Origin of the sequence: Polaromonas sp. A23, assembly GCF_002001015.1 — a bacterium.
GTDB lineage: Bacteria > Pseudomonadota > Gammaproteobacteria > Burkholderiales > Burkholderiaceae_C > Polaromonas.
In genome coordinates this window covers 84,388-105,239 of the sequence record NZ_MUNO01000001.1, presented here as the reverse complement: position 1 = coordinate 105,239, position 20,852 = coordinate 84,388, and the positions used below count along the sequence as shown (strand labels likewise).

Here is a 20,852-nt window from a genome sequence, read left to right as displayed (position 1 = left end):
ATGGAAGTTGGGTAGGACGTATGCGAACAATGTGGAGTTAGCACGGAGCGTGCCAAACTTCGCTAGCGCCAAAGTTGTGCGTCACCGCTTTTTGTAAGTGCCGCGTTATAACAAAATTAATCAAAAAAGATATTTGCACCAATTAAGTGCGTCAATAAATGCGCACTATTGGTGCATGCAAGGGAGAAGTGGTCAATGAGCCTGTCTTTAGTGCAAAGCCGCGCCCTGTTGGGCATGCAGGCGCATCCGGTTTGTGTCGAGGTCCACCTGGCCAACGGACTGCCCAGCTTCACGCTGGTCGGGCTGGCAGAAACAGAGGTCAAGGAAGCGCGGGAACGGGTCCGTTCGGCCATTCAGAACACCGGGCTGGAATTTCCGAGCAACAAGAGAATCACGGTCAACCTCGCACCGGCCGACCTGCCCAAGGACTCTGGCCGGTTCGACCTGCCCATCGCCTTGGGCATTCTGGCTGCGAGCGGCCAAATCGACAAGGGCAAGCTGGCAGGGTATGAATTTGCCGGAGAGCTTTCATTGGGCGGTGAATTGCGCCCCATACGCGGAGCGCTGGCCATGAGCCTTGCGTTGCCGGCACAGGAAGCCGGGCAACCCCGACCAAAGCTTGTGCTGCCGGGAGGCAGCGCCGAAGAAGCCGCCCTGGTGCCGGATGCCGAGGTGTATCGGGCCCATCACCTGCTGGATGTGGTCAGACAGTTTCTTCCCGGTGACGGAGCGCCTGAAAGTAATGAGGGCTGGGTCCGGATGCAGGCGGCCACACAGGAGCCGCCCAGTCACTACCCCGATCTGTCAGATGTCAAAGGTCAGGCGGCGGCCAGACGAGCGCTTGAAATTGCGGCTGCCGGCGGACACAGTCTGTTAATGGTAGGCGCACCGGGTTCGGGCAAGTCCATGTTGGCCCAGCGCTTCGCCGGGCTGCTGCCGGCCATGACCACGGACGAAGCGCTCCAGAGTGCGGCCATTGCCTCACTTGGCGGCCGCTTTTCACTGGACCGTTGGGCAGTTCGACCCACCTGCGCGCCTCACCATACAGCGAGCGCAGTCGCCCTGGTTGGCGGCGGATCGCCGCCCCGGCCTGGTGAAATTTCCCTGGCTCACCATGGTGTGTTGTTTCTTGATGAGCTGCCGGAATTTCCACGTGCCGCGCTTGAGGCACTGCGTGAGCCCCTGGAGTCAGGAACCATCACCATCTCCCGCGCCGCACAACGCGCAGAGTTCCCCGCGCGCTTTCAGTTGATTGCCGCCATGAACCCATGCCCTTGCGGATACCTCGGCTCCAGCCTGCGGGCCTGCCGCTGCTCGCCCGACCAGGTTTCGCGTTATCAGGGCAAACTCAGCGGCCCGCTGCTGGACCGCATTGATTTGCATGTGGAAGTCGGTGCTCTGGCCGCCAATGAGCTGCTCGGCGCCGCACCAGGAGAAGACACGGCAAGCATCCGGCAGCGGGTGGTCGCGGCGCGGGAATGCGCCGTGACGCGCCAGGGCAGCAGCAACCAGTCACTGCAGGGAAAAGCCATCGACACACAGTGCCAGCTGGACGACGCTGCAGCAAAATTCCTGAACACCGCGGCAGCCAAGCTCGGCTGGTCCGGCCGCAGCATTCACCGCTGCCTGAAGGTTGCACGCACCATCGCCGACTTGGCAGGCGCTGCCACCGTGCAAATCACCCATGTGGCCGAAGCGGTGCAATACCGCCGTGCGCTCAAGGCGCACTGATGCCCCTCAAGCGCGTGGCGGCTCTCAGTTGACGCGCGCAGGGGTCCCGTGCCCCCTCAGTGCCAATGCCAGCACTGACAGCACAAAAGCGGTCGCGCTTGCGACGCTGCGCCACATATTGGCCTGGCCCCATGCGCGTCGTGTCTGCTCCCAATCGGCTGGCAAGGCATCCGGGTTCCAGGACTCGGTGTAGGCATTCAAAGGCAGGTTGACCTCACGTGTCAGAAAAATGATGCCTCCGAGGTAGAGCAGGGCGGCTACCGACAAAAGCAGGCACCAGCCACGGCGCTGCCAGTCCAGGGCGACCGCCAGAACACACCACAACGGCGGCAGAAAGAAGAACACAAAAAAGAGGCTGTGCCGGACGTTGCGATTCAGTGAGGACTGCACGATTGCATAGGTCGCGCCGTCCATTTGCAGGGTCGCAAAGTTCACGTTGAAACTGTAGGTACCGAAGAAGCCCGCCATGATGCCGAACCAGACAACAGCCAGGACGTGGAAAGCAAGAGAGGTGGGGGTATGTCTCATCCGTGCAGTATGAAACGGCTGCCGCCCCGCTCTCTTAACGCCGGATAAGTCCCAGGTTGGCGCGCACGCGGGACAGGGACACATCGGTCATGCCCAGCCAGGACGCGAGGTGCTTCAATGGAATCCGTTCACACCACATCGGGCGGTTGACAAGCACCTCTTGATAACGCTGGCTCGCGTCAGACTGCAGAAATATGCGCTCGCGCCACATCTTTTCATCCAGCAGCCCCTGCAGAGCGCGCAGCTGGAGCGCGGTCCAGGCCGGCTCGGTGCTCATCTCCCTTTCGAAAACCGCATAACTGATGGCGTGTACACGCGTTGGCTCCAGCGCAGCCACAAAAAAAGAACTGTCCGTTTCGCGCAAAGCAGGGGTGATGGGCCACAGCGGCTGCCCATCAGAAAAAAAGTTCTTGTTCGCTTCCACGCCGTTTTGATCCAGGTAGTACAGCCGCAGCAGACCGCTTTCTACCCACCAGAAGTCGCCCCACCCTTGCCCGGCCCGCAGCAAGGGCTCACCTTTGGCAAGACAACGCAGCCGCGCGCTCGCCACCACCCGTCGGATGACAGGATGCGGCGCCTCGGGCATCAAGGTCATCAATCCGTTGAACAGCAAGTTCTCACTCATGGCGCCTTGAATCCTTACTCAAGCGACAGGCGGCAAACCTACAAGTTAGGCGCCAGCAAACGCTGCAGGTCTTCAGCCTTCGCACCGCGCCGTTTTGCCAGATCCTCCAGCTGGTCATCACCGATCTTGCCCACGTTGAAGTAGACACTCTGCGGGTGGCTCAGGTAAAAGCCGCTGACGCTGGCGGCCGGAGTCATGGCCAGGCTCTCGGTCAGGGCCATGCCGATGTCGCCGGCCTGCAGCAGATCGAACATGTCTTTCTTGACGCTGTGGTCCGGACAGGCCGGGTAGCCTGGCGCGGGGCGTATGCCCTGGTACTTTTCGGCGATCATGTCTTCCGTGCTCAGTGTTTCGCCGGCGGCATAACCCCACAGATCGTCGCGCACCCGCTTGTGCATGGCTTCGGCAAACGCCTCGGCCAGCCGGTCGGCCAGCGCCTTGAGCATGATGGACGAGTAGTCGTCGTTGTCGTCGTTGAAGTACTTTTCCTTCTTCTCTGCACCCAGACCTGCGGTGACAGCGAAAAGGCCAATGTAGTCCTCGATTCTTGAGTCTTTTTGGCCTCCAGCCCCTATCAATTGTGCGGGAACAGCTATCAAATCAGGAGTGAACAATTTCGGTGCGACAAAGTCCGACAGGCAGCGGTTAGGTCGCATCACGCCGTCGAGCGCGGTTTTCTCGGCTTGCTGGCGCAGACCGTACCAGGTCATGGCGACCTCGCTGCGTGACTCGTCGGTGTAGATCTCGATGTCGTCGCCCACGCTGTTGGCCGGGTACAGGCCGATCACGCCACTGGCAGTCAGCCAACGGCCTTCGATCAGGCGCTTGAGCATGCGTTTGGCGTCTCCGAAAACGCGCACCGCCTCTTCACCGACCACCTCGTCTTTGAGAATCGCCGGAAAGGGGCCGGCCAGGTCCCAGGTCTGGAAGAACGGCCCCCAGTCGATGTAGTCCGCCAGTTCGGCCAGGTCGAAATTCTTGAACACACGGCGACCGATGAACTTGGGTTTGGGCGGCGTGTAGCTGGCCCAGTCGATCACCGTTTTATTGGCACGGGCTTTGGCCAGCGGCCACATCGGTGTCTGTTTCTTGTTGGCGTGCTGGGTACGCACTTTGTCGTAGTCGCTGTTGAGCTCCTCAATGTATTTGGCGGCCTGGTCGGACAACAGGCTTTGCGCCACGCTGACGCTGCGCGAGGCGTCTGGCACATAAACCACTGGGCCTTCGTAGTGCGGAGAGATCTTGACTGCCGTGTGCACACGGCTGGTGGTGGCGCCGCCAATCATCAGCGGGATTTTCTTGATGCGGAAATGGTCGTCCTTCTGCATCTCGCCAGCAACGTACTGCATTTCTTCCAGGCTGGGCGTGATCAGGCCCGAGAGGCCGACAATGTCGGCGCCCTCAACCTTGGCGCGCGCCAGGATTTCGTGGCAGGGCACCATCACGCCCATGTTGACAACCTCGAAGTTGTTGCACTGCAGGACCACGGTCACGATGTTCTTGCCGATGTCGTGCACGTCGCCCTTGACGGTGGCGATGATGATCTTGCCCTTGGTCTTGACGTCGCCGCCAGCCGCTTCCAGCAGCAGCTTCTCGGCCTCGATATAAGGCAGCAAATGCGCCACCGCCTGTTTCATCACGCGCGCGCTCTTGACCACCTGCGGCAAAAACATCTTGCCCTGGCCGAACAGGTCACCGACCACGTTCATGCCGTCCATCAGCGGGCCCTCAATCACATGCAGCGGCCGACCGCCGCCGGCCAGGATGGCCTGGTAGACCTCTTCCGTGTCTTCGGTAATGAACTCGTTCATGCCGTGCACCAGCGCATGCGACAGGCGCGCGCGAACCGGCAAGGCACGCCATTCGTTTTTCTTGCTGTCGTCCTTGGCGCCGCTCTTCGCGGTTTCGGCCACTTCGATCAGGCGCTCGCTCGGTGACAGTTCAGGCTCGCCCGGCTTGTAGACAGGCGTGCGGTTGAGCACCACGTCTTCCACCCGCTCGCGCAGTGTGGGTTCGAGGTCGTCATAAACGCCAACCATGCCGGCGTTGACGATACCCATGTCCATGCCGGCCTGGATCGCGTGGTACAGAAACACGGTATGGATGGCTTCGCGCACCGGGTCGTTGCCGCGGAAGGAAAAGCTGACATTGGACACGCCGCCCGACACTTTGGCGCCGGGCAGGTTCTGCTTGATCCAGCGCGTCGCGTTGATGAAGTCCACAGCGTAGTTGTTGTGCTCTTCGATGCCGGTGGCAATCGCGAAAATATTGGGATCGAAGATGATGTCTTCGGGCGGGAAGTCCAGCTCATCGACCAGCACGCGGTAGGCACGCTCGCAGATTTCGACCTTGCGCTCGTAGGTGTCGGCCTGGCCTTTTTCGTCGAAGGCCATCACCACCGCCGCCGCACCATAACGCTTGAGCAGTTTGGCCTGCTGCTTGAAGGGCTCCAGTCCTTCCTTCATCGAGATCGAGTTGACGATGCCCTTGCCCTGGATGCAGCGCAGGCCGGCCTCGATCACGCTCCACTTGGAACTGTCGATCATGATGGGCACGCGCGCGATGTCGGGCTCACTGGCGATCAGGTTCAGGAAACGCACCATGGCGGCCTGGCTGTCCAGCATCGCCTCGTCCATGTTGATGTCAATGATCTGCGCGCCGTTTTCCACCTGCTGGCGAGCCACAACGAGTGCCTGCTCGTATTCGCCGTTGAGGATCATGCGGGCAAACGCCTTGGAGCCCGTCACATTGGTGCGCTCGCCGATGTTGACGAACAGGCTACCCGCGCCGATGGCCACCGGCTCCAGGCCGGACAGTTTCATGGGGGGAACTTGGATTTCAGACATGACTCACCTTGGAATAAAGGTGAGCGCCGTTGCAAAGGCAGGCTGCGGGGCCTGCGGTTACTCAAGCCTGACGAAACCGGGTTTCGCTGCAACGCTCCTTGAGTTGGGCATATTTTAAGCGGAAGCCGGCTTACCCGCGCGGGCGCGGGCCCATTTCCGCGAACCTGGTGAAGTTCAGGCCGTCAGCCGTGCCAGCGCTTCCTGGTACTTGGCGGCGGTTTTCTCAATCACGTCCTGGGGTACGCGCGGCGCCGGAGGCGTTTTGTCCCAGGGCTTGCCGTTGACCAGAGTCTGCTCCAGCCAGTCGCGCACAAACTGCTTGTCGTAGCTGGGCGGGTTGGCTCCGATGGCAAATGCCGCCTCGTAGCCTTCAATCGGCCAGTAACGCGAGGAATCGGGCGTCAGCACTTCGTCCATCAGCGTCAGCGTGCCGTTTTCATCCAGGCCGAATTCGAACTTGGTGTCGGCAATGATGATGCCCTTGGTCAGGGCGAAAGCTGCCGCTTCCTTGTAAATACGGACGCTGGTGTCACGAATCTGGGCAGCCAGATCCGCGCCAACCACCTTGACAACCTGCTCATAACTGATGTTCTCGTCATGCTCCCCGACTGCAGCCTTAGCCGCCGGCGTGAAGATCGGCTCGGGCAGTTTGGACGCATTTTTAAGCCCGGCCGGCAACGAAACGCCGCACACAGACCGGCTCTCCTGGTACTCCTTCCACCCGCTGCCCGCCAGGTAGCCACGCACCACCGCCTCGACCGGGATCGGCTTGAGGCGTTTGACCAGCATGGAGCGGTCTCTGACCTGCGGTATTTCGGCGGCGGTCACCACACTTTCAGGCGCTTCGCCGGTCAGGTGGTTGGGACAGATATGGCCCAGCTTGCCGAACCAGAACAGCGCCATCTGCGTGAGCAGCGCGCCCTTGCCGGGAATGGGCTCGCCAAGAATCACGTCAAAGGCACTGAGCCGGTCGCTGGCGACCATCAGCAGCCGGTCTTTGCCAACCGCGTAGTTGTCGCGGACCTTGCCGCGGGCCAGCAGGGGCAGAGAAGTCAGGGCGGAGGTGTGGAGTGCGGAGGTCATGGGTGCTTGCCAAAGTAAAAAAGCCCGCTGATGCCAGCGAGCTTTCAATTATCGCCCGTTCGAAAACCGGCGCAGAAAGTGGGGTGTCCCCCGTTTAGTGCACCACCTGGGCCAGCTCGCCCTTGGCATAACGTGCCGCCACCACCTGCAGGTTGTCGCCCTTGATCTTGGCCCCCTGGCCTTCGCAACCGAATTCAATGTAGCGCTGCTTGCAAATCGCCTTGGCGGCCTCGCGCGCGGGCTTGAGCCATTCGCGGGCATCGAATTTCTCGGGATTTTCGGCCAGAAACTTGCGCACGGCGGCAGTCATCGCGAGGCGAATGTCGGTGTCGATGTTGATCTTGCGCACGCCGTGCTTGATGGCTTCCTGGATTTCTTCCACGGGCACGCCGTAGGTTTCCTTCATGTTGCCGCCGTACTGGCGAATCAATGCCAGCAGCTCCTGCGGCACCGAGGACGAGCCATGCATCACCAAGTGGGTGCTGGGAATGCGACGGTGGATTTCCTTGATGCGGTCGATCGCCAGAATATCGCCGGTGGGCTTGCGTGTGAACTTGTAGGCGCCGTGGCTGGTGCCGATGGCGATGGCCAGCGCGTCAATCTGGGTTTGCTTGACGAAGTCAGCGGCCTGCTCGGGGTCGGTCAGCAATTGCTCACGCGTCATGGTCGCGTCGGTGCCGTGGCCGTCTTCCTTGTCGCCCTTCATGGTTTCCAGCGAACCCAGGCAACCAAGTTCGCCTTCGACCGTGACGCCGACCTTGTGCGCCAGCTGCGAAACCTTTTTGGTCACGTCGACGTTGTACTCGTAGCTGGCGATGGTCTTGCCATCGCCTTCGAGCGAGCCGTCCATCATGACGGACGAAAAACCGAGGTTGATCGCGCCCTGGCAGACATCGGGATTCTGGCCATGGTCCTGGTGCATGACCAGGGGGATCTGCGGATACATCTCAATGGCAGCCTGGATCAGGTGCTTGATGAAAGCCTCGCCCGCGTACTTGCGCGCACCGGCGCTGGCCTGCAGGATCACGGGTGCGCCGGTTTCCTTTGCCGCTTCCATGACAGCCTGGACCTGCTCAAGATTGTTGACGTTGAAAGCTGGAATGCCGTAGCCGTTGAGAGCCGCATGGTCCAGCAGCTCGCGCATGGAAACGAGTGCCATAAGAAATATCCCGTGAAAAGGTTGAACAGATCGGTAACTGACCGGTAACTTCGTCTATTTTACCCGGCACACGGGCGATCAGGGCCTCAAGGTCGCCTATCGTGCAGCCCGATTTGTCGGCACATGTCCGCCAGCCGTGTAGGACAACGCCATTGCCAACACCGCGGTACAGGCAGCAGGTTTCAGCCCGGCCGGCCGGCCGACTTCACAAAGGCGGCCACGCGCTCAAGCACAGGCGCCCGAAACCTGAGCACCAAGGCCATCGATGCCAGCACGGTGACATGACTGACGCTTTCCAGCAACTCATGATCAACCCGCACGCCACTGGCCTGGAGCTTGTGCGCCAGCGCGACAGTACTGCGTCGGGAATTGACGATGCGGTCCGCGGCTGGCGCCAGCAGGAGTGCCGGCGGTGAAGCCGGCGACACATGGGCCATGGGTTGACTGTCAGCGGGCGTCTGCGGCCAGCTGAAGGCCACCCGGGTCTGTGGGTCAACGATGGGAAGGAAATCGTAGGGGCCAGCCAGGCCTATCCAGCCCGCCAGGCGCGAAGGAGCAAGCCCTTGCGCTGCAAGCCAGCGCGGGTCCAGCGCCACCATGGCCGCGTTGTAGGCGCCTGCGCTGTGGCCCATGACAAAGATGCGGGCAGGGTCAGCACCATAAGCCGATGCATGCTCCGCCGCCCAGCTGACGGCAAGCGCGCTGTCCTGCACAAACACCGGGTAACGAAATTCGGGGCTCAGACGATAGTCTGCGATCACAGCCACGATGCCGCAGGAAGCCAGGGCTTCGCCGACAAAGCGGTAGTCCCCGCGCTCACCGGATGACCAGCTGCCGCCATAAAAGAACACCACCATCGGCGCGTTGGCAGAGCCGGCGACGGGCTGGTAAATATCAAGCCGCTGACGCGCATGGTCGCCGTAAGGCAGGTCTTGCGTACGCCGGTACGTATCGGCAGGAACGGTGGCGTTAAGCACGTCCGCTGCGGAACAGGCGGTGAGCAGTGCCGGCAGCATGGCAAACAGCGAACGTCTGGGCAATTCAAAGTCAGTGGTGTCCATAGAACCACTGATACGCACAGCTGCCTGCTCTGGATTCAGCCCGGCGTTCCCCGGGACAGCTGCGGCCCGGTGCCTTTGCTCAACCGGAAATCAGGCGACGCGGCAGATCTTGAGCATGTTGGTGCCACCCGGAGCACCCATGGGTTCCCCGCAGGTGATGGCGTATACATCGCCGCTTTGCACGATGTCCCTGCGCAGCAGGTGGCCTTCGGCCTGTTCCAGCGCGGTGTCGCGGTCGGCGCTCTGGTCCATCAGCAGCGGGCGAACATTGCGGTACAGCGCCATCTTGCGCTGCGTGGCCAGGCGAGGCGTCAGCGCATAGATCGGCACGCGAATGTCATGGCGGCTCATCCACAGGGGAGTGGAGCCGCTGTCGGTCAGCGCCACAATGGCCTTGGCGCCGAGATGGTAAGCGGTGAACAACGCGCCCATGGCAATGGACTGGTCAATACGCGTGAAGGTTTTGCCGCTGAAATCGGCGTCGAGCGCCGCGTATTCGGTTTTTTCGGCCTCCAGGCAAATGCTGGCCATTTCTTCAATGGTTTCCAGCGGGTACTTGCCGGCGGCGGTTTCAGCACTGAGCATCACGGCGTCGGTGCCATCCAGCACGGCGTTGGCCACGTCACTGACCTCGGCGCGCGTTGGCACCGGGTTGAGAATCATGCTCTCCATCATCTGGGTTGCGGTGATGACGACCTTGTCCATGGCGCGGGCCATCTTGATCATGCGTTTTTGCAACGCCGGCACCGCCGCGTTGCCCACCTCAATCGCCAGATCGCCACGCGCGACCATGATGCCGTCGCTCACCTGCAAGATTTCTTCCAGCTTGGGAATGGCCTCGGCCCGTTCGATCTTGGCGATCAGCCCTGGCTTGTGCTTGTAGGGCGCGGCGGCCACATTGCACAGCTGGCGCGCCATTTCCATGTCGGTGGCGTTCTGCGGAAAACTCACCGCCACATAGTCGGCCTGGAAACTCATGGCGGTCTTGATGTCCTCCATGTCCTTGCCGGTCAGGGCCGGCGCGGTCAGGCCGCCGCCCTTTTTGTTGATGCCCTTGTTGTTGGACAGGAAGCCGCCCACCTTGACGGTGGTTTGCACCTCGTCGCCGCGCACCGAATCAACCGTCAGCACAATCAGACCGTCGTTGAGCAGCAGCACGTCACCAGAGCGCACATCGCGCGGCAGCTCTTTGTAGTCCAGCCCCACACCCTTGATGTCGCCCGGCTCAGTGCGCGAAGCGTCGAGCATGAACTTGGCGCCAGCCTCCAGCAGGACCTTGCCTTCGGCAAACTTGCCGACGCGGATTTTCGGGCCCTGCAGGTCAGCCATGATGGCGACCTCGACCCCGGCGCGCTGGGCGGCTTCGCGCACCATGGTCGCCCGGTCGATGTGATCCTGCGCGGTGCCGTGGCTGAAGTTCAGGCGAACCACGGTCACGCCGGCACGTATCATTTTTTCGAGCAGCGCCGGATCGCTGGAAGCAGGGCCAAGGGTGGCAACAATTTTGGTGGCGCTGTAGTGCATGTTGTTTGTCTCCTGTAATTTGTTTTCGATTCTCACACGGAACCCATGGCACACCGGTACAGACCGGGTACATGCATCCGCTGGCAGCGCGTGTTGAGCTACGACAGCAGATTGAATGCCAAACAAACGATTTTTGACATTTCTTTAAAGAAAATCAGCCGTTTGCCCTTTACGCACGGGCGCCAATAGCTATCAAATCAATAGCAAACTAGAACAGCACCAACCGACTCAGCCTGCCACCCGCTTTTGCAGAATGTCGAAAGCCGGGAGCTGCTTGCCCTCCAGCACTTCGAGGAATGCGCCGCCACCCGTCGAGATGTAGCCCACGTCTTTTTCAATGCCGTATTTGGCGATGGCTGCCAGCGTGTCCCCGCCGCCGGCAATGCTGAAGGCGCTGCTTTTTGCAATGGCATCGGCGATGGTTTTGGTTCCGCCTTCAAAGGCAGCGAATTCGAACACGCCCACCGGGCCGTTCCAGACGATGGTGCCGGCCGCCATCAACTGGTCCGCCAGCCGCTTGGCCGTTTGCGGGCCGATGTCCAGGATCAGGTCGTCTTCTGCAACCTCACTGGCAGCCTTCACGGTAGCCATCGCATCGGCACTGAAAGTCTTGGCAGTCACGACATCGCTGGGGATCGGAACTTCGGCGCCCCGTGCCTTCATGGCGACCATGACCGCGCGGGCCTCGTCCAGCAATTCACGCTCGGCCAGGCTTTTGCCGATGGGCAAACCGCTGGCCAGCATAAAGGTGTTGGCAATGCCGCCGCCCACGATCAACTGGTCCACCTTGCCTGCCAATGCCTTCAGGATGGTCAGCTTGGTCGAGACCTTGCTGCCGGCCACAATCGCCACCAGCGGCCGCTTGGGGTTGGCCAATGCCTTGGAGATGGCATCCATTTCAGCCGCCAGCAGCGGGCCGGCGCAGGCGGTTGGCGCGAACTGCGCAATGCCGTAGGTCGAGGCTTCGGCGCGGTGCGCCGTGCCGAAGGCGTCATGGACAAAGATGTCGCACAGCGCCGCCATCTTGCGGGCCAGCGTTTCGTCATTCTTCTTCTCTCCCTTGTTGACGCGGCAGTTCTCCAACAGCACGAGCTGGCCAGGCTGCACGGTCACGCCGCCCACCCAGTCCGACACAAGTGGCACCTCGCGCTTCATGAGTTCGCCCAGGCGCTGTGCCACGGGAGCGAGGGAGTCTTCAGGCTTGAATTGCCCCTCCGTCGGCCGGCCAAGGTGCGAAGTCACCATGACCGCAGCGCCCGCATCCAGCGCCATCTGAATGCAGGGAATCGAGGCACGGATACGGGTGTCTTCAGTAATCTGCCCCGCATCGTCCTGCGGCACATTGAGATCAGCCCGGATAAAGACACGCCGGCCCTTGACCAGCCCCTGAGAACACAAATCGGAAAAACGGAGGAAGTTCATGAAAGCTCGCAATGGAAAGTTGGCGTCGAGTTGCGCAAAGCCTCAAATTGTAGGTGCGCCACCGTGGAGGACCGTGAGCGACCGTAACGGCGCCAAGCAGGCAGGGGCCGCGGGTCCGGCTTTGCCGGGCCGCAGGCGCAGCGGCCCCCGAGGGGCTGGAGCCTGCGGCTCCAAAGCTGCTTGAGCAGCTTTGGACAGGCGACAGAGGCGAAGCGTCTCGCGAGCCGCGGCCTGCAAGGCCTCGGGAGTTACACGAAGTGAACGACCGTGGGGGCTTTAAGTGCTACCAGTTCATTCCGATATGCAAGGGCAAGTAAACAGCCATGCCAGCGATGATGGTGCCCAGCACGCCCCGGCGCCAGAAAAACCAGGCTGCGCCGGCCAACGCGGCGAACACCCGGGCATCCTGCCAGCTGGCAATGAACTGGCCCTGTGTCATCACGATCTCAGGCACGATGACAGCCGACAGGGCGGCAATCGGCGCATAGTGCAGGCCACGCTGCGCCCAGGCCGGCAAGGTCCAGGGTTTGCTGGAAATAAAGAAGAACGAGCGTGTAATCACCGTGACCACGGCCAGCCCAAGAATGGTGACTACGGTCCACCAGTCGGTCATGCCGTCCCCCCGGTTTTCGGCGGCTGCGGCGCTGGCTTTTCCAGCGTCAGGCACACAGCCACTGCCGCTGCGATGGCCACCAGGATGTTGAGCTTGAGCGGCAAGGCAAAGGCCGCTACCGCCGCAGCGCCGGCTACGCCGGCAGACACGACGCGCAAACGAGTGCTGGCCAGCGAGCACAGGATGCCCAGCAGAGCCAGGATGCCTGCGAACCCCAGTCCCCAACGCAGAGGAATTGCATTGGCAAGCCCAATGCCGAGCAGGCTGGGCACCACCCAGAAGACCCAGGTCACTGCGCAATTTCCCGCAAGGTAGGCCTCCTGGGCACGCAGCGCCGCCGTGTCATTTGACGGCACCGGGTGCGGATGGCGATTGGTGAACATCACGTAGCTGAGGTCGGCCGTGAAGTACCCGCTGGCGAGCCGCCGCCAGAGCGGCTGGTGCATCAGGTAGGGCCGAAGATGGGCGCTGAAGACAACAAACCGCAGGTTGACGCAAGCCGCTGTCGCCAGAATCACCCACATGGGCGCCCCGGCAAGAATCAGGGGCACCGCAGCGAGCTGGGAACTGCCGGCAAACACAATCACCCCCATCAGGACCGCTTCGAAGGTGCTCATGCCCGACTTGACCATGGCCACGCCGGTCATCAGGCCCCAGGCGGCCGTACCGGCAGCCACCGACCCCATATCGCGCACGCCCTGGCGGAACTCGGGATGCCTGAAAAGGGCTGCGGTCAAGGCGCTTTCCCCGGGTCGCCGAATACCAGACCGGGCTGCAACACAAAGCCACGCACAAACTCGGCCACGCCCATCGGCTTGCCGCCGGGCTTTTGCAGACGCGTTGCGCGCAACACGCCGGCACCGGTGGCCAGGTCCACACCGGCCGGACCGACCGCGAGAACCTGGCCCGGTAATGCACCCTCCGGTTGTTGCGTTCCCTCAAGCACTTCGGCCAGCCAAAACTTGACCGTGTCTTCCGCCAGAACGCTGGTTGCACCCGGAAAGGGATTGAAAGCGCGTATGCGCCGGGCGATGACCTCGGCGCTTTTGCTCCAGTCAATGGCAGCCTCGTGCTTTTCTATCTTGTGCGCATAGGTGATGCCGTGGTTCGGCTGCGGAACGGGTTTGAGACCGCCGCAGGCGGCCAGCGCCAGCGCTTCGACGATCAGCCGGCCCCCCAAAACGGCCAGCCTGTCATGCAGCGCCCCCGTGGTGTCCGCCGGCAAAATCGCGAGCTTTTCGGTCAGCAACATGTCACCGGTATCCAGGCCTGCATCCATCTGCATGATGGAGATGCCGGTTTCGCTGTCGCCGGCCTCGATGGCGCGGTGAATGGGCGCCGCGCCGCGCCAACGCGGCAGCAGCGACGCATGGATGTTGAAGCAGCCCAAGCGGGGGGTGTCCAGCACCCACTGCGGAAGAATCAGGCCGTAGGCGGCCACCACCATGGCGTCGGCCCGGGCCGCGATGATCGCCTCCCTCGCGGCAGCGGCGTCTTCCGGGTATTTGCCGTCCAGCCGTAAACTTCGCGGCTGCGCAACCGGGATTCCTTTTTCCTGCGCAAACTGCTTCACGCTGGAAGCCTGGAGCTTCATGCCGCGACCGGCTGGCCGGTCAGGCTGCGTCAGAACAAGGGGGATCTCGAAGCCTGCCGCATGGAGTTGCGCGAGGGCCACACGGGCAAATTCGGGGGTACCGGCAAAAATAATGCGCATCAGGCCATTTTCGCCGAGACCCGATGATGCAAGCCGGGTAAGCCGGGACTTTATCTTCAGACCAGCCGGGGCCGCGGAACCGGCTTATCCGGGCCGCAGGCGCAGCGCCCCCTCGGGGGGCAGCGAGCTACGCGCAGCGAGGGAACGTGGGGGCCAAAATCAGACCCGCTCTTCGTCCTTCTTCTGCTTGAGCATCTTGATCTTGATGCGATTGCGTTTAAGCGGGGAGAGATATTCCACAAACACCTTGCCCAGCAGGTGATCCATCTCGTGCTGAATACACACCGCAAGCAGGCCTTCGGCACTGTGGGTCTGCTCCCGACCGTCAAGATCCATGGCCTTCACACGAATCGCGCTGGCCCGCTCCACCCCGTCGTATACGCCGGGTACGGAAAGGCAACCCTCGTCATTGACCTGGGTTTCCGGGCTGGACCAGATGATTTCGGGGTTGATCAGCACCAAGGGCTGGTCCCGACCTTCGCTGACATCGATCACGACCAAGCGCTCGTGCACATCCACCTGGCTGGCGGCCAAGCCAATGCCCTGGGCTTCGTACATGGTTTCAAGCATGTCGGCAACAAGGCCGCGGATACGGGCGTCTACAGCCGCAACAGGCTTAGCCACGGTATGCAGGCGCGGGTCCGGGTAACGAAGAATGGTCAGTTGAGTCATGGTGGCAGGCAATCAGATGTCGCTATTTTCGCTAATTTTCGCTAATTTTGAGCGTTCCTGTTGTCGCGAAATCGCATATTCGTTGCCTAATCAAGGGCTTAAGTACAGAATCGCTAGTGATTTATCAAGATACAAACGCGGCGCTTGGCCTTTAAGGTCCAGGCCGTGCCAGCCCCAAGGGCCTCAAGATGCAACATATTTTTGGTCGGTTCAGTCAAATTTCAATAGCGGCCGCTCTGCTGGCATCCACCGCCGGATTGCAGGCGCAGAACTTCCCGATCACGGCCGGCCAGAAAGCCACCGCCAGCCAGGTAGCCCAAACCGGGGTCCCTCTGAGTGACCTGGCGCCCAATGCTCCCGACGAGTACACCGTCAAACGCGGCGACACCTTATGGGCGATTTCCGGCATGTTCCTCAAAACGCCTTGGCGCTGGCCCGAGTTGTGGGGCATGAACCTGGAAGACATACGAAATCCGCACCGTATTTACCCCGGGCAGCAGCTGTATCTGGACAAATCCAACGGCCGCGCCACCTTGAGAGCCCGCCGCTCCGGCGAAAGTGAGGGCCAACCCGGAACGGTCCGCGTTTCACCACGTACACGCTACGAGTCGCTGGCAGACGCTGCGGTGCCAACCCTGTCGCCGCAGGCCATCGAACCCTTTCTTTCCGAAGCGCTGATCGTGGACGAAGCCGCGTTCCTGGCAGCGCCGCGTATTGTGGCCGCTCAGGAAGGCCGGGTTCTGCTCAGCCGTGGTGACCGGGCATATGCACGGGGCGTTTATACAAGCAAAGACACCGGCAAGCCGCTGAGCACCGCCAAGGGCGAGCCGTTGGACTACCGCGTCTTTCGCAACGCTACGCCGCTGAAAGATCCGAGCACCGGGGAAGTCCTCGGCTACGAAGCACAGTTTCTCGGCAAAGCCGAGCTGGTTCGAGGCGAATCCACAGCCAGTGTGACAGGCAAGGACGGCAAGGTAAGCGATGAAATTGTCCCTGCCACGATTGACATCCTGGTGGCCAAGGAAGAAATGCGCGTCGGCGACCGGCTGGTGGCTGAGCCACCGCGTGAACTGTTGAGTTATGTGCCGCGCGCACCTTCCACCCAGATCGAAGGGCAGATCGTCTCGATCTATGGCAGCGCCGTACGCTACGCGGCCGGAAACCAGGTCGTGGTGATTAACCGCGGAGCCAGGGACGGCCTGGAACGCGGCCATGTGCTGGCCGTTCAGCAAAGCGGCCAGGTTTTGACCGACCGTACCGATTCAGCCCGGACTCAGATCAGACTACCTCATGAACGCAATGGCCTGATGATTGTGTTCCGCACTTTCGAGAAGCTCTCCTATGCGCTGATCCTGGAGGTAAACGAGGGCGCCAAAGTAGGCGATCGCTTTATCAATCCGAACTGAGCCCGGTTTTCTTCCGTTGCACACGCGCTGCGTGAACACCGCCGTACTGGTTCCCTCAGCCTGAGCGCAGCCGAGCTATGGAAGCTTCTGAACTTGGCGCCTGGCTGCGCCTGTCCCTGACCCCCGGCATCGGAAATACGGGAGCACGTCAACTACTGGCCGCCTTTGGTTCGCCTGAAGCCATCTTTGACCAGGATGCGGCCGCCCTGCGACAGCTCGGCTCCGACCGGCTGGTAAGCGCCGTGCAAACCGAACCGGCCACACTGGCCGCGCAGTTGCAAATCGCGCTGGAATGGCTCCGCGGCGCAGACAACCGGCACATTATTCCGCTGGGCGATAGCGCCTATCCGCCGGCTCTGCTCGACATCGAAGATCCACCCTCCATGCTTTATATGGTCGGAACCCTTGATGCACGTCTAAGAGCTACTATACAAAATAGAGCACTTTGCCTGGCCATCGTTGGCAGCCGCAACCCGACACCGCAAGGCGAAAACAATGCCCGACAATTTGCCAAGGCGTTCGGTGAAGCTGGCCTTTGCGTCGTGTCCGGCATGGCCTTAGGGGTAGACGGTGCCGCCCATGACGGCGCCCTGCTGGGCGGTGGCCCAACCTTGGCTGTGGTGGGAACCGGCCTGGATCGGGTGTATCCCAAGCAACACCTGGCGCTGGCGCACCGCATCGCCGAGCACGGCCTGATCATCAGCGAATTTCCGCTGGGAACCCCACCGCTGACCGCTAATTTTCCCAAACGCAACCGGCTTATTTCCGGCCTTTCGCAAGGTACGCTGGTGATTGAGGCGGCGCTGAAGTCGGGGTCACTGATTACGGCCCGGCTTGCGGCCGAACAAGGCAGGGAAGTGTTCGCAATTCCCGGCTCGATCCATTCTCCCCAGTCCCGTGGCTGCCACGCCTTGATCAAGCAGGGTGCCAAGCTGGTGGAATCTGCCCAGGACGTATTGGAAGAGCTGGATTTACCGCATGTTCCTGCCGTCATACCGGCCAATACCGATCTCGCAAACATGGAACCAGAAGACTCCCTGCTTGCCGCAATGGGTTTCGAGCCGGTTTCGCTGGACGCTCTGCAGGCGCGGACGGGTCTTGCAACAGCTATATTGCAGGCCCGGTTGCTGGACCTGGAAATGGGGGGCGAGCTCGCCAGGCTGCCAGGCGGCCTGTTTCAACGGATGGCAACGGTTTAAGCGGCGGTGTCCCGTGAGCTGAAAAGGCCATAGGAAGTTACTGGTGGCGTCCTCCGCAACTGCGTTATATTGGATGCATGTTTGAAGTACTGGTGTACGTTTACGAAAATTACTGGCAAGGGGACGCATGCCCCGAGTTGCACCAGTTGAGCCGAAAACTCACGGCAGTTGGTTTCGAGGCAGAAGAGATTCAGGCCGCACTGGTCTGGCTCAACGGCCTGAACATCGCCGCCCAGAATACACAAGCTGGCCTGCCAGCCAGTACCGTGGTCGCGTCAGAAATTTCGACAGCGCCTGCACCGTCCGGTTTTGTCACCCAGTCAACGGGTAGCTTGCGCGTCTATTCGGTCGCCGAGCAGGACCACCTCGGTGCACAGGCTTTGGGTTTTGTCAGCTTCCTCGAATCTTCCGGTGTGCTGCCGTCGCACATGCGCGAAATCGTCATTGACCGGGCCATGGCTGCTCCAGGCGAGCCATTGACGCTTGACGACCTCAAAATCATTGTGTTGATGGTGTATTGGAGCTTCGGCGAAGAACCGGATGCGCTGGTCTTGGACGAACTCTGCGACGACACCGAGTTTCGCGTAGCTCATTGAGCCTCCACGCTCGTTACACCTTGCAGACCACCTGAGGCGCCTCTTCACCAGCCGGGGCCACGGATCTGGCTTTGCCAGTCCGTAGGCGCAGCGGCCCCCTCGGGGGCAGAGAGTTACACGAAGTGAGCGACCGTGGGGGCCCTATTCAGCCGAGCAGACGCTCCGGGTTGGCGTCAAGTTTGGCCAGCGCATCGCGTGTGGCGCGCACGGTCAGCGCTTCGTCTTCGGTTGGCACCAGCAACCCGGCCTGCAAATAGGCGGCCAAGCGGCGCGCCTGAATCAGGAAATTGCGTCCATCGGTTGAAGCAAAGAGATGCAATTGCTTGCGCTCGCTACGCCAGGCGAACTGCACGTGGCTGACCTGGCCGTTATGGTCGAGGCTGAACCACGCACCCACCTGGAGCTCCTGCGCCCAGGAACGCATGGCCTCGCTGGGCTGACTGCCCCCATCCGCGATCACTTCGATGTCAGACGCATCAATGCCTATCATCATGACCAGATTTTCGGTGTCCAGAGGCAGGTCACCCACATCTTCATCAGAGAGGTAGTCTTCCAGATTGGCCAGTCTCTTGGCCATTTCTTCGATACGCTCCACGGAGATCGCATCAGTTTTTGACATGAAGGCGTCCGCCAGCGTATCGCTGATGATTTTCAGATGCTGGTCCTGGACCGACGGGGTCATGCCAAGCATGGACATACCCATCCGAAGCAATTGCAGCAGCTTGGGCAGATCGGCAATGACACGCGCCCGGTCGTTGCGATTGGGTTTGGCGCTTGCCGCCCAAACCAGATCGGCAGCAGCCTGCTTGAGCTGAATGGTGTCCTCATGCTGGGGGCCATTTTTCATGGCAGCGATAGCCAGCACTTCAGCCCATATCTTGAAAAGGAACTCGCGGATTTCCTCGCGCACCGGCATGTCATTGAGCATGCTGCGCATCTCAATGGTGTACTGGATGGCCATGGTTTCCTTTTGCTCCATCTGCTGCGCGACGCTCACCACGCGCGCCGCACTTCCCTGCCCCGACAGGAACTTGGAAAGAAACTTCTGGAACTCGTCATATACCAGCTGAAACACACGTCGACCGGTCTCAGGGTATTGCTCGATGACCTGCACGATCCGCTTGATCTCGATCTCAAGGGCGCCGCCGGAAACGGTTGCATCAAAGCCCAACACACAGGAACCCATGCGATCGATCAGCCGGCGTGCCGGGTGCTGCAAGGACCCGAAAAACTCGGGTTCGGAAATCGCCACGCGCAACACCGGCATCTGCAGCCGGGCGAACCACACCCGAACAGCAGGCGGAATACGGTCTTCCGCGAGAATGCTCTGGAACATCAGCGCCACAATTTCAATGGTCGCTTTTTCGCTTGAAGTACTGGCGGCCTGCTTGAGGTCGCTGGTACGCTGACGCAAGGCGCCGGCCGCGTGCTCCACGTCTGCCGAACCGTAAACCTGGTCAGGCGCGTCAACAAGCGTGCCCTCATAGGCATTGCCACCGGCAGCAGGCGGCGGCGGTACCTTGGCCATCGCCTGCGCCAGCTGGGACGAGGGTTGATTGACATGGGTGTGATCAAAATCGACCGCATGGTCCGACAACAGGCGTTTCAAGTGTCCCATCACGCCCTGCGCGCGCATACGCGCCCTTGCCAGCGGAGAAGTTCCGGTTTGCATGCGGGTCTCGTCGTGGATTGCTTGCCGGGCCGCTGAAGAATCCGTCGGCTCTACACTGCCGCCAGACAAACCGCCACCACGCCCAGCGCTTGCAGGGACGGCAGGATTTTTACGGTTCCCAGGTCCTGCGCCACCTCCACCTCCACCTCCACCTCCACCTCCACCTGTACCGCCCCCCCCGCCTGGACGCCCACCGCCAGCAGGGACTGTTCCCCCGCTCACACCGGAAGCGCTCCCCAGAGAGCCCGTACTCGAAGCCCGCCCTGTCGGAGACGCAGCCCGCCCATCCGCCAACTTTGGCCCGATTGCCCGTGGTGGGCTTTCCGAAGATGGCGTACGTTTGACCAGAGATCGAAGGTCGATATCGACCATCACGTTTTCCTTGATCAGGAATTCGTTCGCTGCACGATAGGCATCCAGCAAATGCGTGGTCAATTGCTGCTGAATCAAATCCTGCACCATCAACCAAACCTCACGAGACAACGGCGCCAAGGTCCATTGCTCAATCAGATTCTGCGATAGCACTTCAGGCCGAAGAATGTCTTCCTTGGCCAGCTCGGGCACCCCTTCAAGGCTTTGGACGCGCAGGCGCAAATCATTGAGCTCCCAACTTGCGCTGTCAAGCAGGCGCAGGGCCAACCGCGAGGCGAGGATGCGGTTTTCCATCACCTCATTACCCATCAACTCAAATTTGCCCGTGTCCACAGCCATCCGAACCGATGCTGTCGGCGGAACAAGCGCTTTCTTCCAGGCGGCGATAGTCGCGTTGACCCAGACCGTTTCATTTTCCTGAAAGGACAACCAAGCGTCGCGACGGTCCTGCATTTCGCGGGCGTTGCCGCTTTGCTCCATCAATCCCGACAACTTGACTCTGACACCACTGGCCAGCTCTGGCAGGATGCGGACGGCGTGGCCCACGAACCGTTCGCGTGCCTGCCGCGCAAGCAAAAGGTCTCGTTTGGTGTTTGTGGCCACGACCGTATGGAGTTCTGGTTACAAGC

Annotated in this window: 17 protein-coding genes and 1 riboswitch; of the genes, 4 read left to right on the top strand and 13 right to left on the bottom strand. The window is 61.2% G+C overall.

Going from position 1 to position 20,852, the window contains the following annotated elements:
- Positions 1-195: 195 nt before the first annotated feature.
- Positions 196-1,731, top strand: coding sequence for a YifB family Mg chelatase-like AAA ATPase (locus tag B0B52_RS00410; protein WP_077591623.1), 1,536 nt, complete (start codon positions 196-198; stop codon positions 1,729-1,731).
- A 24-nt stretch (positions 1,732-1,755) separates the two neighbouring features.
- On the opposite strand, the gene B0B52_RS00405 is transcribed toward B0B52_RS00410, so the two are convergent.
- The 12 genes from B0B52_RS00405 to def all read right to left on the bottom strand — a co-directional run bounded on the left by B0B52_RS00405 (position 1,756) and on the right by def (position 14,978).
- Entirely contained in the window at positions 1,756-2,259 is a 504-nt protein-coding gene (locus B0B52_RS00405; protein WP_077591622.1) for a DUF1772 domain-containing protein, read from the bottom strand.
- Between the two features lie 34 nt (positions 2,260-2,293).
- Positions 2,294-2,884, bottom strand: a complete 591-nt coding sequence (locus B0B52_RS00400; protein ID WP_077591621.1) for a Crp/Fnr family transcriptional regulator — start codon at positions 2,882-2,884, stop codon at positions 2,294-2,296.
- Between the two features lie 38 nt (positions 2,885-2,922).
- On the bottom strand, positions 2,923-5,706 hold the full coding sequence (metH, locus tag B0B52_RS00395; RefSeq protein ID WP_371327347.1) for a methionine synthase: 2,784 nt from the start codon (positions 5,704-5,706) through the stop codon (positions 2,923-2,925).
- 38 nt (positions 5,707-5,744) lie between these two features.
- Positions 5,745-5,836: riboswitch (S-adenosyl-L-homocysteine riboswitch) on the bottom strand.
- A gap of 68 nt (positions 5,837-5,904) precedes the next feature.
- Entirely contained in the window at positions 5,905-6,813 is a 909-nt protein-coding gene (locus tag B0B52_RS00390) for a phosphoribosylaminoimidazolesuccinocarboxamide synthase (protein WP_077591619.1), read from the bottom strand.
- Positions 6,814-6,907: 94 nt separating this feature from the next.
- Complete coding sequence (gene fba, locus B0B52_RS00385; RefSeq protein ID WP_077591618.1) at positions 6,908-7,972, bottom strand: class II fructose-bisphosphate aldolase; 1,065 nt, start codon at positions 7,970-7,972, stop codon at positions 6,908-6,910.
- Positions 7,973-8,154: 182 nt separating this feature from the next.
- Complete coding sequence (locus B0B52_RS00380; protein WP_077591617.1) at positions 8,155-9,033, bottom strand: alpha/beta hydrolase; 879 nt, start codon at positions 9,031-9,033, stop codon at positions 8,155-8,157.
- Positions 9,034-9,123: 90 nt separating this feature from the next.
- Positions 9,124-10,557, bottom strand: coding sequence for a pyruvate kinase (gene pyk / locus B0B52_RS00375; RefSeq protein ID WP_077591616.1), 1,434 nt, complete (start codon positions 10,555-10,557; stop codon positions 9,124-9,126).
- Positions 10,558-10,785: 228 nt separating this feature from the next.
- Positions 10,786-11,979, bottom strand: a complete 1,194-nt coding sequence (locus B0B52_RS00370) for a phosphoglycerate kinase (protein WP_077591615.1) — start codon at positions 11,977-11,979, stop codon at positions 10,786-10,788.
- Between the two features lie 283 nt (positions 11,980-12,262).
- Positions 12,263-12,592 carry an AzlD domain-containing protein gene (locus B0B52_RS00365; RefSeq protein ID WP_077591614.1) on the bottom strand — a complete coding sequence of 110 codons (330 nt, stop codon included), beginning with the start codon at positions 12,590-12,592 and terminating at the stop codon, positions 12,263-12,265.
- Positions 12,589-13,278, bottom strand: coding sequence for an AzlC family ABC transporter permease (locus tag B0B52_RS00360; protein WP_077591646.1), 690 nt, complete (start codon positions 13,276-13,278; stop codon positions 12,589-12,591). Before B0B52_RS00360 ends, B0B52_RS00365 begins: the two co-directional genes overlap by 4 nt.
- A gap of 47 nt (positions 13,279-13,325) precedes the next feature.
- Positions 13,326-14,306 (bottom strand): methionyl-tRNA formyltransferase, encoded by a 981-nt coding sequence (gene fmt / locus B0B52_RS00355; RefSeq protein WP_077591613.1) that lies wholly within the window; start codon positions 14,304-14,306, stop codon positions 13,326-13,328.
- A gap of 159 nt (positions 14,307-14,465) precedes the next feature.
- Positions 14,466-14,978 carry a peptide deformylase gene (def, locus tag B0B52_RS00350; protein ID WP_077591645.1) on the bottom strand — a complete coding sequence of 171 codons (513 nt, stop codon included), beginning with the start codon at positions 14,976-14,978 and terminating at the stop codon, positions 14,466-14,468.
- A 188-nt stretch (positions 14,979-15,166) separates the two neighbouring features.
- On the opposite strand from def, the gene B0B52_RS00345 reads away from it, so the two are divergent.
- The 3 genes from B0B52_RS00345 (at position 15,167) to B0B52_RS00335 (ending at position 18,179) form a co-directional block, all read left to right on the top strand.
- Positions 15,167-16,384, top strand: coding sequence for a LysM peptidoglycan-binding domain-containing protein (locus B0B52_RS00345; protein WP_077591612.1), 1,218 nt, complete (start codon positions 15,167-15,169; stop codon positions 16,382-16,384).
- Positions 16,385-16,461: 77 nt separating this feature from the next.
- Complete coding sequence (dprA, locus tag B0B52_RS00340) at positions 16,462-17,583, top strand: DNA-processing protein DprA (RefSeq protein WP_077591611.1); 1,122 nt, start codon at positions 16,462-16,464, stop codon at positions 17,581-17,583.
- Positions 17,584-17,660: 77 nt separating this feature from the next.
- Positions 17,661-18,179 (top strand): DUF494 domain-containing protein, encoded by a 519-nt coding sequence (locus B0B52_RS00335; protein ID WP_077591610.1) that lies wholly within the window; start codon positions 17,661-17,663, stop codon positions 18,177-18,179.
- A gap of 145 nt (positions 18,180-18,324) precedes the next feature.
- On the opposite strand, the gene B0B52_RS00330 is transcribed toward B0B52_RS00335, so the two are convergent.
- The gene (locus B0B52_RS00330) at positions 18,325-20,826 is read right to left on the bottom strand and encodes a DUF1631 family protein (RefSeq protein WP_077591609.1); all 2,502 of its coding nucleotides are present in this window, start codon (positions 20,824-20,826) and stop codon (positions 18,325-18,327) included.
- Positions 20,827-20,852 lie beyond the last annotated feature (26 nt).